General features: G+C 26.8%; 14 protein-coding genes and 1 tRNA gene. 11 read left to right on the top strand and 4 right to left on the bottom strand.

All coding sequences use genetic code 11. The features are described 5' to 3' along the window. Positions 1 to 58: 58 nt before the first annotated feature. From ACYQ1T_RS01725 to ACYQ1T_RS01715, 3 genes are read right to left on the bottom strand one after another with little or no spacing between them, the layout of a single operon-like run. Positions 59 to 1,198, bottom strand: coding sequence for an anaerobic sulfatase maturase (locus ACYQ1T_RS01725; protein ID WP_459831075.1), 1,140 nt, complete (start codon positions 1,196 to 1,198; stop codon positions 59 to 61). Between the two features lie 20 nt (positions 1,199 to 1,218). After that, the gene (locus ACYQ1T_RS01720; RefSeq protein WP_459831074.1) at positions 1,219 to 2,049 is read right to left on the bottom strand and encodes a tetratricopeptide repeat protein; all 831 of its coding nucleotides are present in this window, start codon (positions 2,047 to 2,049) and stop codon (positions 1,219 to 1,221) included. After that, a complete protein-coding gene (locus ACYQ1T_RS01715) occupies positions 2,049 to 4,229 on the bottom strand; it encodes a helix-turn-helix domain-containing protein (RefSeq protein ID WP_459831072.1) in 2,181 nt (726 codons plus the stop codon). Before ACYQ1T_RS01715 ends, ACYQ1T_RS01720 begins: the two co-directional genes overlap by 1 nt. A gap of 284 nt (positions 4,230 to 4,513) precedes the next feature. On the opposite strand from ACYQ1T_RS01715, the gene ACYQ1T_RS01710 reads away from it, so the two are divergent. The 11 genes from ACYQ1T_RS01710 to ACYQ1T_RS01660 all read left to right on the top strand — a co-directional run bounded on the left by ACYQ1T_RS01710 (position 4,514) and on the right by ACYQ1T_RS01660 (position 18,884). Further along, entirely contained in the window at positions 4,514 to 5,479 is a 966-nt protein-coding gene (locus ACYQ1T_RS01710) for an ABC transporter permease (RefSeq protein ID WP_459831070.1), read from the top strand. A 15-nt stretch (positions 5,480 to 5,494) separates the two neighbouring features. Continuing rightward, positions 5,495 to 6,406, top strand: coding sequence for a carbohydrate ABC transporter permease (locus tag ACYQ1T_RS01705; RefSeq protein WP_459831068.1), 912 nt, complete (start codon positions 5,495 to 5,497; stop codon positions 6,404 to 6,406). A gap of 13 nt (positions 6,407 to 6,419) precedes the next feature. After that, the gene (locus ACYQ1T_RS01700) at positions 6,420 to 7,904 is read left to right on the top strand and encodes a sulfatase family protein (RefSeq protein WP_459831066.1); all 1,485 of its coding nucleotides are present in this window, start codon (positions 6,420 to 6,422) and stop codon (positions 7,902 to 7,904) included. 18 nt (positions 7,905 to 7,922) lie between these two features. Continuing rightward, on the top strand, positions 7,923 to 9,305 hold the full coding sequence (locus ACYQ1T_RS01695) for a sulfatase (protein ID WP_459831064.1): 1,383 nt from the start codon (positions 7,923 to 7,925) through the stop codon (positions 9,303 to 9,305). Between the two features lie 39 nt (positions 9,306 to 9,344). Further along, positions 9,345 to 10,940, top strand: coding sequence for a type 2 periplasmic-binding domain-containing protein (locus ACYQ1T_RS01690; RefSeq protein WP_459831062.1), 1,596 nt, complete (start codon positions 9,345 to 9,347; stop codon positions 10,938 to 10,940). 120 nt (positions 10,941 to 11,060) lie between these two features. Next, entirely contained in the window at positions 11,061 to 13,274 is a 2,214-nt protein-coding gene (locus ACYQ1T_RS01685; protein WP_459831061.1) for a glycoside hydrolase family 2 protein, read from the top strand. Positions 13,275 to 13,291: 17 nt separating this feature from the next. Continuing rightward, positions 13,292 to 15,184 carry a beta-N-acetylhexosaminidase gene (locus tag ACYQ1T_RS01680; RefSeq protein WP_459831060.1) on the top strand — a complete coding sequence of 631 codons (1,893 nt, stop codon included), beginning with the start codon at positions 13,292 to 13,294 and terminating at the stop codon, positions 15,182 to 15,184. 186 nt (positions 15,185 to 15,370) lie between these two features. Then, complete coding sequence (locus ACYQ1T_RS01675; RefSeq protein WP_459831058.1) at positions 15,371 to 16,051, top strand: pseudouridine synthase; 681 nt, start codon at positions 15,371 to 15,373, stop codon at positions 16,049 to 16,051. A 91-nt stretch (positions 16,052 to 16,142) separates the two neighbouring features. Continuing rightward, on the top strand, positions 16,143 to 16,937 hold the full coding sequence (locus tag ACYQ1T_RS01670; RefSeq protein ID WP_459831057.1) for a rhomboid family intramembrane serine protease: 795 nt from the start codon (positions 16,143 to 16,145) through the stop codon (positions 16,935 to 16,937). Between the two features lie 154 nt (positions 16,938 to 17,091). Beyond that, entirely contained in the window at positions 17,092 to 18,480 is a 1,389-nt protein-coding gene (locus ACYQ1T_RS01665; RefSeq protein WP_459831056.1) for an MATE family efflux transporter, read from the top strand. 143 nt (positions 18,481 to 18,623) lie between these two features. Further along, entirely contained in the window at positions 18,624 to 18,884 is a 261-nt protein-coding gene (locus tag ACYQ1T_RS01660) for a hypothetical protein (RefSeq protein ID WP_459831055.1), read from the top strand. 59 nt (positions 18,885 to 18,943) lie between these two features. Here ACYQ1T_RS01660 and ACYQ1T_RS01655 read toward each other — a convergent pair. After that, positions 18,944 to 19,019: transfer RNA gene (locus tag ACYQ1T_RS01655), tRNA-Met, on the bottom strand. Between the last annotated feature and the right edge of the window lie 169 nt (positions 19,020 to 19,188).

Raw genomic sequence — 19,188 nt, 5'->3', positions numbered from 1 at the left:
TTGAGGGACTTCTATTTTATATTGTTTATGGATAAAAATATACTGTTAAAATAAATAGTTAAAGTAATCTATTATTTATAAGTATATTGCTTCTTACAGCATTAGCTATTTCAATAAGATCTTTAGTATTATTTTCAAAAAAATTATAATAGCTTTCACAGAAATAATTAAAAGGTATTACATTTTCACTTAGGCTAGTTCTATATCTTTTACATCCTCCACGACAAAGTCTAAAGTGTTTACAATTTAAACATTTAGAATCAATATTTTTGGATTCATTTATAAAGTTTATAGCGGTTTTAGAGTTTCTCATTTCTTCGAATGAATTAATATTTATATTACCAAGTTTATACTTATCTAATGAATAAAAGTCGCAAGGATAAGTATCACCATTTGATTCTACTACAAAGTAGCAACTACATATTCCAGATACACCACAATTTTCAGGGGGTTCACCAAGTAGCATTTGAACATAGTTATCAAAAAGTCTTATACTAGTATAATTACCATCAAAATAATTTTTTTTATATAACTTAAATAATGTATTTAATGCATGTGTATAGTCATTATTCTGTAAAGAGTATTTATTCATTTCTGAATTTGAATCTAATGGTTCAAGGCAAGGTATAAATTGGAGGTAGTTTAGATTTTCCTTTTTATAAAAGTTGTAAACCTTGTTTATATGTTTAGAGTTAAAAGCTGTAAGTACACAAAGTATATTAAAAGGAACATCAAACTTTTTTAATATGTTAATTGATTTCATAACTGTATTAAAACTTCCCTTAAATCCATGAATTACTCTTAGTTCATCATTAATATCTTTAGGACCATCTAAAGATATACCGACTAAAAATTCATTTTCTTTAAAAAATTCTCCCCATTCTGTATCGATTGTGTAGCCGTTAGTTTGAATTGAATATCTAATATACACATTTTGTGTATTATATTTTTTTACAATATTAATAAAATTACTAAAATATGATAAACCAGCTAAGGTTGGTTCTCCACCTTGAAAGGCAAAACTAATAGCTTTATAAGAAGAAGAAAAAACATTTTTTATTAAATTTTCCACTGTTTCTTCTGTCATAATTCCATTTGAATAGGAATCACGATTAGAGGCAACATCTTTATAAAAGCAATATTTACAGTTTAAATTACAAAGGGAAGATGCCGGTTTTATAAGTATTGATATAGACATAAAAATTCCTCCTACATAAGTTAATGTTGTATTGATAAATCGATTAAGTTAATTTCATCTTTTATTTTATTATGAGGTAGCGCTGATAAAAAGGATTCTCTCATTGATAATGCAATATTAAAATATTTTAATGAGTTATCAATATCTCCTTTACTTTTTAGTATTAGGCCATAATAATAATAAGGTTCTGAAAATGTTGGCTTAGTAGGGTTATTAATAAGTATATTTTCATAAATACCTTGAGCCTTTTCGTAATTTTCTAAAAAATAATAGCATTGAGCAAGGTTATCAGCGATAACTAAGCTTGAACTATTATAATCATAAGCAGTTTTGTTATACTCTAAAGCTTCAGAATAATTACCATTTAATATAAATAAATATCCTAAGGTTTCATAAATTAAAGTATTCTTAAATTCAATATCTATATTTTTACATTTTTCAATTGCAGATTTTAAATCACCTGTTTTCCATAGATATAAAGCTTCTGTTATTATATAGGAGTTTTTCAAGTTTAATTCTAAATTCTCAAAGCTTATAGTTTTAAGAATTTCATCACAAGCTTTAAGTTTACCGCAATAGAGAAGTATATAGGCATATTTTAGTTTAATTGCTGAATCAACATTAACATTCAAACAAGCTTTACTGTAATAAGATAAAGCAGCAGCATACTCTTTTTTCTCGAAAGATAAATTACCTTTAAAAGCATAAATAGAAGATTTGCTTTGATATAACTTATACGCAATATAAAGACAAAAAAGGGGAATTGCAATTATATAATTTTTTAAAATTATAAAAGCATCAAAAATTAAAAAAATTACTAAAAAATCTAAAAGATATTTTAATCTTTTCATTATATAGGGCTCCTTTCATTATTTAGAGGTATTTTTTTATATTCTCCAGGTGTCATACCTGTAACTTGCTTAAATCTTCTTATAAAACTAGAAACATTAATATAACCAATTTGTTCTGCAACATCTTTTAAAGGAAGGCTTGTACTTAACAAAAGTTCTTTAGCCTTGTTCATTTTTAAATTAGTTATATAATCTAAAACTGTTGAACCAGTTTTTTCTTTAAAGAATTGACTTAAATATGATAGAGATATACCAAATTTATCAGCAACAAGCTGCAAAGAGAATGAATAGTCAGTGTAGTTATAATCAATACAATTTTTAATTTCATCAACTGATAATTTTGGTAATGAATGTTCATCAACATTTTTTAATATATCAAGTATTTCAGTTAAAGATTCTACAATAATTTCATGTAAAACTTCTTTTGATTCAATTTCAAATAGACTTGTTAGTTCAATATTTGTATAGTTAATTAAATGTTGATTATTAAGTAGTGAATTAATAACAATAACTATTTCAAGATATATGTTTCTTATTATACTAAAAGGTAAATCTTCATTATTTAAATCAATAGTTAAATTCTTAATTTTATCAAAATTTAAATTAATTTTATCAGATGAATTATATTTACATAGTTCTTTTAATTGTTTAGTATATTTGTTTATTAAAAACTGTACATTTTTATTAAATGTATCTTTTGAGTCAAAATCTAAGTAGGTTCTAGAATCTATATAGGATTTTGTAAGTAAAGTTAGCTTACTTTGTACAGATCCAAAGGATATAACTGTATTATCACTTAATTGATATTTACCCTTATAGTTAATGGTATTATCAGATAAGCCAATTAAGTAAATAGATTGTCCACTTACATCTGAATTTACTATAAACTCATATTGACTACTAAAAATATGCATATTATTTTTTTCTAATAAAGATAGTAAAGATAAGGATTTATTATTTGATTTTACAGTTACGATGATATTAAAAGCAGCATCAATAGATAGATTAATTTCTTTACATTTGGATGAAAAATCTGTTTCCTCAAAGACTTCTCCATTAATTAGCTTATTTAATAAGAAGTTTTGCCTAATTGGAATATTTTCATAAAATTGATACTCTAGTTCAGTATTTCTATCATTTAGATAATTTAATGTACTTTTAATATATTCAACTTCATTATAGCCCTCATTATTATAAGTGTCTTTATACATTTTTTTAGAGATATCCTTAAGTTGTAAAATTGGTTTATAATTAACTTTCAATAAGAAATATATTATTAAAGTTCCTAAGGTAAAAGTAATAAATATAGAAATAAACAATAAAAATCGTACATCTCTTAATTCTTTAAAAAGAATATTTGATGATTTAATAGAAATAAAGTATAAGTTATAAGGTTGAATTTTACTAATAAATAGACTTTCATTTCCAAGTGATTTAAATATATGTTGTTTTTCTGTTAACTCGGAATTATGGTCATTAAGTAATTTTATAGGAGATATATCATTAGAGCTAGTATTGTTATTTAAGTTAGCGAAATTACCTATTGAATCAATTAATAGCATTGTTTTCGCTGTTGAGTTTATAGAAAGTATATTTGAAATAGTTTTATTATCAAGAATAAAACCAACAGTTCCAACTATCTCACTATTAACTATATAAGGGATAGTATAATAATTTCTATTGTTATCTTTATCGTATATTATTTTAGGATAACTAAGAGAAGTAAAAGATGCTCTTAAATTATATTGTATATCCTCATTAGAGGAAGAAAATTTCAAAAAAGAATCTAGTTTATAAGCACCGCTATCAGAATAAATGTAATCATATCCATAAAAGCTTATAAAAACATTTTCAAATAATGAATTAGTAGCTTTATATTTACTTAATGTATTAATTAAGCTTATTGCTCCATATACATTGTCTGAATATTTAAAAGGTTTTACCTCATCAATAGTATTCAACATTTCAGTAACTTGATGACAAGATTTTATTTCATTTTTCAAGTGTGATGTTGAAAGTAGTAAAGATGATTCATCTTTTTGAGAGATAACGTTTTCTAAAATATTGAAAATAATTCCTGACATTATAGATGTAATTATAAGTATTGGAAGAATAAGTAGTACTACGTAAGAAAATAAGAATTTACTATACGTAGATGAATGTGAAAATTTTTTGATCATATAGCATCCCCCTTAAAAGTTTTCATAACTATTTTATATTACAAAAATTGTTTTAACAAGAAAAAAATGTTATCATTTTTTAATATTTATAAGTAGTTTTAAATATACAGTATTTTTATTAAGCGTAATGAAAAAATGTATAAAAATAATGTGCATATAAAAATAAACGATTACATGATATAAATTTACTGAGGGATAACTTAAAATAAAATTTAAAGGTCAAATAAAATTAAAAGGAGATGAAAAGAAAACGGTTATGGAATTATTAATTAAGGGGGGTCTAAATGCAAGTTAGTATTGAAGATAAAAGAAAAGAAATAACAAACAAAAAGATTAATAAAAACAAAGGAAAACTTCTAAATAATATTCGTAAGTGTTGGCAGCTTTATATATTGTTAATTCCAACATTAATATATTTTATAGTATTTTGTTATGGACCAATGTATGGGGTGCAACTTGCCTTTAAAGAATACAACGCTGTTGCAGGAATTACGGGAAGTCCATTTATTGGATTTGATAACTTTACTAGATTTTTTAGCTCTTATCAATTTAAACAATTATTATGGAACACAATCACACTTAGCCTATATCAGTTAGTAGTAAGCTTTCCATTCCCAATAATTTTAGCATTAGCATTAAATCAAGTAAGACATGCTAAATTTAAGAAATTAGTACAAACAGTAACATATGCACCACATTTTATTTCAATAGTTGTTTTGGTAGGAATGCTTAATATATTTTTCTCAACTAATGGTGGATTAGTAAATGAAGCAATACAGACATTTGGAGGAGAATCAATATATTTCCTAGGAAAAGAAGAATATTATCAAAATATGTATGTATGGTCTGGAGTATGGCAAAATATGGGATGGAGTGCAATAATATATTTAGCAGCTTTATCAGGTGTTAGTCCAGAATTACATGAAGCAGCTGTAGTTGAAGGAGCAAGTAAACTTCAAAGAATATGGCATATTGACATTCCTTCAATATTACCTACGATAGTTACATTATTAATATTGAACTGTGGACAAATAATGAGTATAGGATTTGAGAAGTCATTTTTGATGCAAAATCCATTGAATATAGGTATTTCGGAAATTATTCCAACCTATGTTTATAAAATGGGGTTAATAAATGCTCAATATGGATTCTCTACAGCAGTTGGATTATTTAACTCAGCTATTAATTGTACTTTATTAGTATTGGTAAATAAAATTTCTAAGAAAATGGGTCAATCAGGATTATGGTAAAAGGAGGGATTGAATATGATAAACACTTTTGTTACTAAAGAATTTAGAAGACAGACAAAGGGAGATAAGGCATTTGATATTATAAACTATATAATATTATTCTTAGTGTTAATTGCTATACTTTACCCTCTATATTTTATAGTAATTGCTTCGATAAGTGATCCAAGTGCAGTTTCAAGGGGAGATGTATGGTTAATACCTAAAGGTTTTAATATAGATGGGTATAAAGAAATTATTAAAAATAAAGATATTTGGATGGGATATTGGAACTCAATTAAATATACGGTTATAGGGACATCTATAAACATAGCATTAACAATACCGGCAGCCTATGCATTATCAAGAAATGAATTGGTTGGTAGAAAATATATAATGGCAATAATTACATTTACTATGTTTTTTGGTGGTGGCTTAATCCCAACATATTTATTAGTTAATAAGCTTGGAATAAATAATACTATGTGGGCTTTAGTACTACCAGGAGCAGTGAGTGTTTTTAATTTAATTGTTTCAAGATCCTTCTTCCTACAAAATATACCAGAAGAATTATTTGATGCAGGACAAGTTGATGGATGCTCATATTTTAGCTTTTTTTTCAAAGTTGTAATACCAGTATCTAAGCCAATTATTGCAGTAATGGTTCTTATGTATGCTGTAGGACATTGGAATTCTTATTTTAATGCCCTTATTTATATTAGAGATAGAGCATTATATCCATTACAAGTTATTTTAAGAGAATTATTAATTCAACAGGAATCAGCAGCCGGTTTGAGCCAAGATGCAATTTCAGCAGCAGAGCAACAAAGATTAGCTGATATGCTTAAATATGGGGTAATTATAGTTTCGTCATTGCCAGTTTTATGTATGTATCCATTTGTACAAAAGTACTTTGTTAAAGGTATGATGATAGGTTCTGTTAAGGGTTAAAAGGAGTGAGGAAATGAGAATATTAATGTTAGATTTAGATACATTGAGAGCGGATCATTTGGGATGTTATGGATATAATAGAAATACAACACCCAATATTGATAATATTGCAAAGGATTCAGTAGTATTTAACAACTACTATTGTTCAGATGCACCATGCTTACCGTCAAGAGCTGCCTTAATATCTGGAAGATTTGGTATTCATACAGGAGTAGTAAATCATGGCGGGATAGCAGCTGACTTTAGATTAGTAGGTGAAAAAAGAGGATTTAAAGATTGTTTAGCAGGAAATAGTTTGCCAGCATTTTTAAGACAACAAGGCATACATACTGCCACGATAAGTCCCTTTGCAGAGAGACATAGTGCTTGGTGGTTTAATGCAGGTTTTAATGAAGTTTTTAATACAGGAAAATCAGGACATGAATCAGCAGAGGAAGTTACACCGGTAGTTTTGAAGTGGTTAGAGGATAATTGTGATAGTGATAATTGGTTTTTGCATGTAAATTATTGGGATCCTCATACACCATATAGGACTCCGGAAGAATTTGGAAATCCATTCAACGATATTAATATGCCATCATGGCTTACTAAAGAAGTATTTCAGGATCATAGAAAAAATAAAGTTGGTCCACATGGAGCAAGAGAGATTAATATGTTTACAAATGAAACTACTAATCATCCAAGATATAAAACAGAACTTGTAACTTATGAAGATGTAAAAGACTGCTTTGATGGTTATGATTGTGGAATAAGATATATGGATGACTATATAGGTAGTATAATTAAAATTCTAAAGGAAAAGGGTATATATGATGATATGGCTATTATAGTTACATCAGATCATGGTGAGGCTATGGGTGAATTTGGAATATATGGAGAACATGGAACAGCAGACTATACAACTACTAGAATACCTATGATAGTAAAATGGCCAGGGGGGAAGAGAAACTATTATGATGATGGATTACATTATAATTTAGATTTAGCACCATCTTTAGCAGAATTATTTAATAAGGATAAGAAAGAATACTGGGATGGAAGAAGCTATGCAAAAACAATTTTAAATGGAGATGATACTGGAAGAGATTCTTTAGTTCTTGGGCAATGTGCTCATGTATGTCAACGTTCAGTAAGATTTGATGATTATATATATATAAGAACTTATCATGATGGATTTCATCTATTTCCAAAAGAAATGTTGTTTAATATAAAGGAAGACCCACATGAGCAATATAATCTAGCTGAAAAAAACAGAAATTTATGTATTAGAGCAGCATATATACTTCAAAATTGGACAGATGATATGATGATGTCAAGTGAATATGATGTTGATCCATTATGGTCTGTTATGAGAGAAGGTGGTCCACTTCATGCAAAAGGGTATTTAAAGGATTATTGTAAAAGGCTTGAGCAAACAGGAAGAGGTTGGGCTGTTGAAAAACTTAAGGAAAAACATCCAAGAGAGTTTTCGGATAAATCTATACAAATATTAGACTAATTTTAATGGAGGAAGAAAATGAAGTCTAAAACTAATATTATATTTATATTAATTGATGACCTAGGATGGAAAGATTTAAGTTGCTATGGAAGTGAATTTTATGAAACTCCAAATATTGATAAGTTAGCAAAGGAAGGATTAACCTTTAAAAATTCTTATGCAGCTAGCCCAGTATGTTCACCATCAAGAGCAAGTATATTAACTGGAAAGTATCCAGCTAGGTTACAAGTAACAGATTGGATTGGTGCACATACACGAGGAAAACTTATAGATGCAGATTATTTAAGGGAACTTCCACTTAAAGAGATGACTATAGCTAAAACTCTACGAGAGTCAGGATATACTACATGGCATGTAGGTAAATGGCATCTAGGAGAACAAGAGTATTATCCAGAAAAACATGGATTTGATATAAATATAGCAGGTGGGCATTGTGGTAGACCTATGAATGGATATTTTAGTCCATATAAAATAGAAAATCTTGAAGATAAAATAGATGGTGAATATTTAACTGATAGATTAACAGATGAGACATTAAATCTTATAAAAAATAGAGATGAAGATAAGCCATTTTTTCTAAACCTATGGTATTATGCAGTTCATACACCTATAGAAGCTAAATTTTCGGATATAGAGTATTTTAAGGATAAGTTAAAAAAGCTTGGACTAAATAAGATTAATCCATTAGTAGAAGGTGAAAATTTTCCATGTGAACACAAAAAAAATATGAAGGTTACAAGAAGAATTGTTCAATCCTCTCCTGAATATGCTGCTATGATATATAATCTTGATTGGAATATTGGACGACTAATTAATAAATTAATTGAAGAAGGAATATTAGAAGATACATTGGTGGTATTTACATCAGATAATGGAGGTTTATCTACAGCTGAAACATCACCTACATGTAATTTTCCATTAAGTGAAGGCAAAGGATGGTCATATGAGGGTGGTGTTAGAGTACCACTTATATTGTATTGGAAAAATAAAATTAAGAATGATAGAATTTCAAATAAAATAGTAATAAGTACAGATTTCTATAAAACTTTTTTAGATGTAGCAAATATTAAAGCTAATAAAGATGAAGGAATTGATGGCGAAAGTTTTTATGATACTATAATTAATAACAATGATGATGATAAAAGAAAAACTTCAGTATTTTGGCATTATCCACATTATGGTAATCAGGGAGGGACTCCATATTCATCAATTAGAAAAGAAAAGTATAAATTAATATATTTTTATGAAAATAAAAAAATTTGCTTATATAACTTAGAGGAAGATATAAGTGAAAGACAAGATATATCAAACAAAAATAAAAGATTAACATTTGAACTTTTAGATGAACTGAAAAAATGGATAAAGGATGTAGAAGGGAAAATTCCTATTGAAAATAAATAAAAAGATAATATTTAATTAATAATAGATGGAGGTTATATTATGAAAAGGGGTAAAATAAAAAGTTTAATATCACTAAGTTTAGTTCTTGTATTAGGAGCTAGCTTAATGATTGGGTGTTCTAAAGGGAGTGAACAAGGAAAAAATGAGGATAAGAGTGTAGAGAATTTTAATAAAGAAGGAAGAGCTATAGTTAATGAGCCAATAATAATTAAAGCTTTAGCTCAAGTAGATCCATTAAGTAAAGATTTTAATGAAATGGAAATTTTAAAGAATTTCGATGATGGAACAAATATTGATGTTCAATATGAATGTGTAGCAGGAAATGTTTGGGAGGAAAAGAAAAATCTTATTTTAGCATCAGGAGAAGTTCCAGATATATTCTTTGGAGGAGGTTTATCTAACAGTGATATAGCTAAATATGGTAGTATGGGAACTTTTGTAGCTATGGAAAATTATATAGATAAGTATGCTCCAAATATTAAAAAATTATTTGAAGAAAATCCAGAGTTTAAAAAACAATCAACTGCAGCTGATGGACATATTTATATACTGCCATATATAGATGGATATAAGCCAGAAGATACAGTAAATCATCTATTTATAAATAAAAAATGGCTAGATAAGTTGGGTCTAGAAATTCCTAAGACAATTGATGAATATGAAAAAGTTTTGAAAGCATTTAAAGATAAGGATCCCAATGGAAATGGCAAAAATGATGAAATTCCATTAAGTTTTAGAGCAAAAAATGTGTATAATGGTGATTTCTCATTAAGTGGTTCTTTTGGTGTAATTGATGGATTAGAGCATGTACTGGTTAAGAATGAAAAAATTATATTTTCAGCTACAGATAATGGATATAAAGAATATATAAAATGGGCTAATAGACTATATACTCAAGGGTTAATGGATAGTGAAGTATTCACTCAAGAACAAGGGATGTATACAAGTAAAGGTAAAGAAAATACTTTAGGTTCATTTTTATCTTATAACTCAGATCCAACAGTAGGATTGGAGCGTGCAGATGATTATATTGCATTAGAGCCATTAAAAGGACCAAATGGAGATCAACTTTGGGGAAATTACGTAAAAGATAATAGAGGAGCTAAATTTGTTATAACAAATGCTAATAAAAATATTGAAGCTACTATTAGATGGGTTGATCAATTCTTTAATCAAGAAGATGATAAGACAGTAGAAGTTCATATTGGACAAAATGGTGTTATAACTGAAAAAGAAGGAGATAAATTTAAAGTTGTAAATCCTGATAATAAAGCTAAATGGGAAAATTGTCCGGGACCTTATGCCCCAGGAATCGTTTCAGTAGACACATATAGTAATAAAATGATTCAATCTGCAACTCAAATTAAGAAGAATAGTTTTTATGAGCAATATAAACCATTTTTAGGTGAACAATTACCAATACTAAGTTTTACAAAGGAAGAACTTGATAAAATTGGAACAATGAAAACTGATTTAAATAACTATGTTGATGAAATGAAGGCTAAATGGGTTACAGGTCAAGCAGATGTTGAAAAGGATTGGGATGGATATATTGATAGATTAAATAAAATGGGAGTTGAAGATTATATAAAAATTTACAATGATGCATTTGATAGATATCAAATGCAAAAATAAAGATTAATTCAAATAAAGAACTAATAATTTAAGAGAGTGTATTATAATTTACACTCTCTTAAATTTATATTTATTAATATAGAAGTATAAATTTAAGTTTATAGGTAGGTGAAATATAGTATGATTTCAAATCATAAGATTTTAATTAATAATAGTTGGCTATATAAAGATAATGAAAGTAATGAGTATGAGATAGTAAATATACCTCATACAAATAAAGAAATACCATATAATTATTTTAAAGAAAAAACGTATCAATTTATTTCCCAATATAAGAAAAATATATTTATAAAAGGTAATGGAAAGAGATTGTTTTTAAAGTTTGATGGTGTAATGACTTCATTTAAACTTTTTATAAATAATATTATTATAGGAGAATATAAAGGAGGGTACATACCACATTTTATAGAAATTACAGAATATATAAAATATGATGAAGAAAATGAAATATATCTACAGGTTGATTCAACGGAAAGAGAGGATATTCCACCTTTTGGAGGAGTGATAGATTATCTAACCTTTGGTGGAATATATAGAGATGTTTATCTTTATGAATTAAATAATATTTTTATTGAAAATATTTTATACGATTATAAGGTATCAAATATTAAATATGATGTTGGGGATGTTTATATATCACCTAGAATATTAATAAACAATAATAGTAAGAGTGAAAATTATAAGTTAGAATTTAATATTAATAATGAAGTAATTACTTACCATATTGAAGTTAAACAAGGCTTAGAGTGGTATGAATTAGACGGTGTTAAATTAAAAAATATAAATTTATGGAGTTTAGAAAATAAACATCTATACAATGCCAGTTGTAAAATTACAAATGATGAAAATATTTTAGATAGTAATATTATTAAGTTAGGATTTAGAGAATTAAAAATAGAAGAAAATGGAGTATATTTGAATAATAAAAAAATTAAAATTTTTGGACTTAACAGACATCAATCATATCCGTATGTTGGATATGCTATGCCAAAGAGAGTTCAAGAGAAGGATGCAGAAATATTAAAAGAGGAGCTCGCATTAAATTTAGTAAGAACTTCACATTATCCTCAATCACCTCATTTTTTAAATAAATGTGATGAAATAGGACTATTAGTTCTTGAAGAAATTCCAGGTTGGCAATTTGTAAGTAAAAGAGAGGATTGGAGAGGGCAGGTAATAAGTAATATTGAAACTATGATTTTAAGAGATTATAATCATCCATCTATAATTAGTTGGGGGGTTAGAATCAATGAATCTTCTGATGATGAAGAACTTTACAAAAAAACTAATGATTTAGCAAGAAGTATAGATAAAAGTAGGAAGACATGTGGGATTAGATTTATAGAAAAAAGTCAACTTTTAGAAGATATTTATACAATGAATGATTTTATTCATTGGGGAGAAGAAATAATTTTAAGAGATAGGGAAACAGTAACGGGACTTAAGAAAAAAGTTCCTTATTTAGTAACTGAATTTTGTGGACATATATACCCAACAAAAAAATTTGATCAAGAAGAAAGACTAATAGAACATTCACTAAGGCATGCTAGAGTTTTAAGCAAATCAAGAGAGAGTGAAGAATATTTAGGAGCTATAGGATGGTGTGCATTTGATTATAACACTCATTTTGACTTTGGTTCTGGGGATAGAATTTGTTATCATGGAGTAATGGATATGTTTAGAATTCCTAAAATGGCTGCTAGTATTTATAAAAGTCAAGAAGATCCAGATAAGAAGATTGTACTAGATCCATTAACCTATTGGTCTAGAGGTGAAAGAAATAGGGGATTAATATTTCCTGTCTACGTATGTACAAATTGTGATGAGATTGAATTGAAATTTAATGGTAAAACAATTAATAGATTTAAAAGAGATGATAATAATCTAGAGGAAAATCTTAAAAGTTTAAAGTATCCACCAATAAAGGTACAAGGAAATGTTGGTGATTGGGGGGCAAAGTGGACAGCCGCTGAATTTATTGGTTATTTAAAAGGGAAAAAAGTAATAGAAAAAAGCTTTTCTGCAGATCCAGTAGTTTTTAATTTAGAGGTAATTATTGATGATTATGCACTTAATGGAAATGAATTTGATGCTACAAGAGTTGTTGTAAAAGCTGTAGATGATAAAAATAATATACTTCCATATGCAACAGGATTTATAACTGTAGATACAATTGGTGATATAGAAGTAATAGGACCAAAGGGAGTTTCATTAATAGGTGGTAGTATTGGGTTTTGGATAAAAACTTTAGGGAAATTTAATGATAGTAGGGCAACTATTAAAATAAGTAGTTCCTTTGGAATAAGCAAAGAAATAAATATTAAAATAAAGTAAAATGGGAGATAATTAATATGAAGTTATATGGATTAGATAAAGAAACAATCTACATTATAGATAAAGATATAAGTAATATTGTCAATTTAGAGTTAATTAAAGAGGATGAAATTGAAGTATCCATTCTTAGTAAAGATTCAGAAAATGTTATAGAAATCTTAAAAGGAGAAAAAGCTTATATTAAGTATAAAGAAAAACATCATTTTTTTAGAGCGTTAGGATTATATACTCAATTTAGAAATTTAGGAGAGAAAAATTTTGATATAAAAGAAAAAGCCACTATAGAATTTGTTGGGGCTATGATTGATGCATCGAGAAATGCAGTATATAAGGTATCAGAAATTAAAAAAATGTTAGTGAAAATGGCATTAATGGGTTACAGTAGATGTATGTTATATACAGAAGACACTTATGAATTAGATGGATACGAATATTTTGGATATTTAAGAGGAAAATATACAAAAAAAGAATTAAAGGAAATAGATGAGTATGCTTACTCCTTAGGAATTGAAGTAATACCATGTATCCAAACCCTAGCTCATTTAAAGCAAACATTAAAATGGGAATACGCAAATGGAATGAAAGATACACAGGATGTACTTTTAGTTGATGAAGAAAAAACATATAAATTTATAGAAGCAATGATGAGTACGTTAAGACAGGTATTTAGAAGTGGAAATTGTCATATAGGTATGGATGAGGCTTTTGACTTAGGAAGAGGAGAGTATATAGTTAAGAATGGATATGAATCACATCAGTATTTAATGATTAAGCATTTAAATAAAGTATGTGAAATAGCTAAAAAATATAATTTTAAACCTATGATGTGGGATGATATGTTTTTAAGGGCTGGTGCACCTAACGGAAGTTATTATGATGTAAATACAGTAATAACTGATGAAATAGCAAATAATATACCGAAGGAAATAGGATTAGTATATTGGGATTACTATACATCAGAAGAAGAGAAATATGACAGATTGTTTGAAATTAGGGAACAATTCAATAATAAAATAATTTTTGCAGGTGGTTCATGGAAATGGATGGGATATGCACCAACGTATTCAAAAACATTTAGTACAACCAACGCTGCACTAAAAAAATGTAAAGAAAGAGGAATAAATGAAGTTTTTGTAACAACTTGGGGTGATGATGGAGCAGAGGCACCTTTAAATGTTATATTACTAGGATTAATGTTATATTCAGAGCATTCATATTATAGCACTGTAGATAATGAATGGTTAAATAAAAGATGTGAATTTTTAACAGGACTTTCAAGTAATGATTTCTTAACTTTAGAAGAACTAGATTTAATACCAACTGTTAAATATCCTAATTTGAAGGAAGTTAATCCTTCAAAATATTTAATTTATCAGGATATATTATTAGGAGCCTTTGATAAACATATTGAAGGATTAGATTTAAAGAGTTATTATAAGAAGCTTACTAGTAAATATGAAGAAATATCTACAAAAACTAGTGATTATAATCAAATGTTTAAATTATTTGCTAAGATAAGTGATTTTTTATCAATAAAATCTGAAATAGGTATTGATTTAAGAAAAGCATATGTAGCAAGGGATAATAGTGAATTAGAAGATATCTTAAATAATGATTTGCCAGCTTTAAGTGTTAAATTAGAAGAATTTCATAATGTTTTTAGGAAGTTATGGTATAGTGAATGTAAAGGGCAAGGCTTTGAAGTAATAGATATAAGACTTGGTGGTATAAAAGAAAGAATTAATTCAACTATATTTAGATTAAATCAGTATTTAAATAAAGATATTGAAGTAATTGAAGAGTTAGAGGAAGAGATATTATATTTTTCAAATAATATAAATGAAGAAAGTAAAGTAATCCCATATATAAGATATCAGCATATTGCAACTCAAAATATACTAAGCTGGTGATAATAGATAATTTAAACATCAATTTATTAGTGCTGTATCCTTCTAGTATTTATAATTAATAATAGATACTAGAAGGATTTTTAATTTGATTTTATAAGGTGTAGATTTTTCTTTTTTTATTATTTATAATAGCTTTAGCTTAAATAAAATAAGAAAGTATACATTTGATGAAAGGACACATTAAAAGTGAGAATAAATAAATTATTAAGTAATTATGGTATTTGCTCAAGAAAAGAAGCAAATAGAATAATAGAAGAAGAAAGAATATTAGTTAATGGTAAAGTTTGTATACCAGGACAGTGGGTTGAGGAAGAAGATAATATATTATTAGATAATAAGCCTATTTCAAAAAAAGAAGTTATATATATAGCTTTAAATAAACCAATAGGAGTTACTTGCACAGCGGCTAAAGAAATTGAAAATAATATAATAGATTTTATGAATTACTCAAATTATATTTTTCCAGTAGGTAGGTTAGATAAAGAATCTCAAGGTTTAATATTAATGACTAATGATGGTGAGTTAGCAAATGAGATATTAGAATCTGATAATAAGCATGAAAAAGAATATATAGTTACAGTAAATAAACCTTTTAATGACGATTTTATTAGAGGTATGGCAGCAGGTGTTGAACTAAATGGAGTTAAAACAAGACCTTGTAAGGTTACGAGAATTGATGAAAATACATTTAATATTGTACTTACTCAAGGATTAAATAAGCAAATAAGAAGAATGAGTAAGACTTTTGGATTTAAAGTTGTTAAATTAGAAAGAATAAGAATATTAAATATTAAGCTTGAAGGACTTGAATATGGAAAATGGCGTTATCTTACAGAAGAAGAGATAATAAATTTAAAAAGAAATTAATATTAATAAATAATTTTCAAAGTATTTTTACTATTTTTAGATACTTTTAATATATAATATAAATAACTAGAAAATAAGACGGAGGTATTGCATGAATTGGTTAAATAAATTAGAAAGAAAGTTTGGGAATATATGTATTAAGAATTTGATGTTATATATAGTATTATTAAATGCTTTTGTATTTTTCCTGACATATGCTTCTAATAATTATGATTTTTTAAATAAATTAATACTTAATCCACAATTAGTTATGAAAGGTGAAGTTTGGAGATTAATAACATTTCTATTTATACCTATGTCTGGATCTATATTTTGGTTAATATTTGGACTGTATTTTTATTATTTAGCAGGGAATGGATTAGAGCATGAATGGGGAAGCTTTAAATTTAATATTTACTATTTAGTAGGAATGCTTTCAACGATATTAGTATCATTTATTACGGATATGCCAGCTACTGGAGCATATATAAACCTTTCTTTATTTTTAGCTTTTGCAAAGATATATCCTGATTTTGAATTGTTGTTATTTTTTATTATACCTATAAAAGTAAAGTATTTAGCTATATTTAACTGGATATTTATTATATATAATTTCCTTACAGCAGGATCAATTGGAGGAATGCTTCTCGTATTAGCACCTGTTTTTAATTATTTGATATTTTTTGGTAAGAGTAATTTTAAGGATGGAACTAATAGTGCAAAAAATTATAGGAGAAAGCAAAAGTATAATGCTCAAATATCTAAAAAGGAAACAATTCATAAATGTGTGGTTTGTGGAATAACGGAAAAGGATGATCCAAATATGGAGTTTAGATATTGTTCTAAATGTAGTGGAAAACAATGCTATTGTATTGAACATATAAAAAATCACGAACACAAAAATTAAAGAAGTAGAAATTTTTTCTGCTTCTTTTAATTTTTAATTTTTTGTATCTAATAATAAAAAAAGTTTATTGAGTTAATCTTTAGTAGTATCATATAGTATTGAAGCAGAAGAAATTTATGTGTAATTATAAATTATTTAGAAAGAAGATGATTTAATGACTAAAACAACAAATGATCTGGGGAAAGAACCAATAGGAAAACTTTTAGTAAGATTAGCACTTCCAGCTATTATAGCACAACTTGTAAATGTTCTATATAATATAATAGATAGAATATTTATAGGTAGAATACCAAATGGAGATATAGCAATGGCTGGAGTTGGAGTTGCATTTCCTATTATAATGATAGTATCTGCCTTTGCAGCTCTTATAGGAAATGGTGGAGCACCATTAGCAGCTATAAAAATGGGAGAAAAGAAGAATGACGAAGCAGAAAAAATATTAAGTAATAGCTTTTCATCACTTTTAATAATTGGTAGTATTTTAACAATTGTATTTTTAATATTTAAAGAACCTATATTATGGATGTTTGGAGCTAGTGAATTAACTATTGAATATTCAATAGATTATTTAACTTACTATTTATTAGGAACTGTATTTGTTCAAATAGCTTTAGGAATGAACCCTTTTATAAATACTCAAGGATTTGCAAAAGTAGGTATGTTTACTGTAATGATAGGAGCTGTAATAAATATAGTTTTAGATCCTATATTTATCTTTGTATTTAATATGGGAGTAAAGGGAGCAGCTTTAGCAACAATATTAGCGCAAATAGTTTCTGCTATATGGGTATTAAAGTTTTTATTTGGAAAACAAAGTGTTATTAAAGTTAGAAAGAAATATTTGATACCTAATTTAAGTATTATTTTATCAATAACTGCATTAGGTGTATCACCTTTTATAATGCAGTCAACAGAAAGTTTAGTTCTAATAAGTTTAAATAATAAACTACAAATGTATGGTGGGGATTTAGCTGTTGGCGCTATGACTATTATGAGTAGCATAATGCAAATAATAATACTTCCTGTTATGGGGTTAGCTCAAGGCGCGCAACCTATTATGAGTTATAATTTTGGTTCTAAAAATATGGAGAGAGTTAAAAGTACATTTAAACTTTTACTAAAGAGTACATTAATTTATGTTATTATTATGTGGTTACTTCTTATGACTTTCCCAGGAGTTTTTGTTGGTATATTTAATAATAAACCTGAACTTGTGGAAATTACTTCATGGAGTATAAGAATCTTCTTTGCAGGAATAGGAATATTTGGAGTGCAGATGGCATGCCAACAAACATTCTTAGCTTTAGGACAGGCAAAGATATCACTTTTAATAGCTTTATTAAGAAAAGTAGTATTATTAGTACCACTTGTATTTATACTTCCAATATTTTTAGAAAATAAATTAAGAGCTGTATTACTAGCAGAACCAATTTCAGATATAACATCAGCTCTTACAACAATAGTGTGTTTTACTATTTTTTATAGAAAAACCTTTAAAAAAGAAGAAAATTTTAATAATAATGATATGAGAAAAACTATTTAAAAATAGAACTATTTTTATAAATATATAATTATATTATTTATTTAAATCTTGATATAAATAATATAATAAGTATAAAATGTTATTAAAGATAAAATTTTAAATTTATATTAATATAAATTTAAAATTGAAATGGGGTATTTAGGATGGATAAAGATATAGAAAAATTAATTGGAAATAGTAACATTTTATACAGAGAGGTATTAACATATGAAGATGCGTATAGATACAATTCTGAGGATGGAAAAGCATTACCTAAAAGAATAGAAAGTACAAATAGAGCTAATGAAAAATATGAAGTTAAAGAAAAAGATAAAAATATTTTTTCTATATTAGGGAAAATAGGTTTAAAAGTTGGAGAGATTATTATAGATATAATTACAGAAGTATTAGGTGAGATTTTTTAATAAAAAAGAAATGAATTAAAAAAAGTATTATCAAAAATAAATTTGATAATACTTTTTTATGGTTGCGGGGGCAGGACTTGAACCTACGACCTTCGGGTTATGAGCCCGACGAGCTGCCAACTGCTCCACCCCGCGATATTAATTTTTAAGCTTTCCTAAGCTATGTTGTAAGTATAGTCTTATGGAGAGGATATGTCAATAGATTTTTTAATATTATTTAAAATTTTAATTAAATTTAACTATTAAATAATAAGAATGCTTAATATAAATACAAAAAGTCAATAATTATGATATAATTTACTAA

Source organism: Clostridium carnis (assembly GCF_054657435.1).
This window is presented reverse-complemented; position numbering and strand designations above follow the sequence as displayed.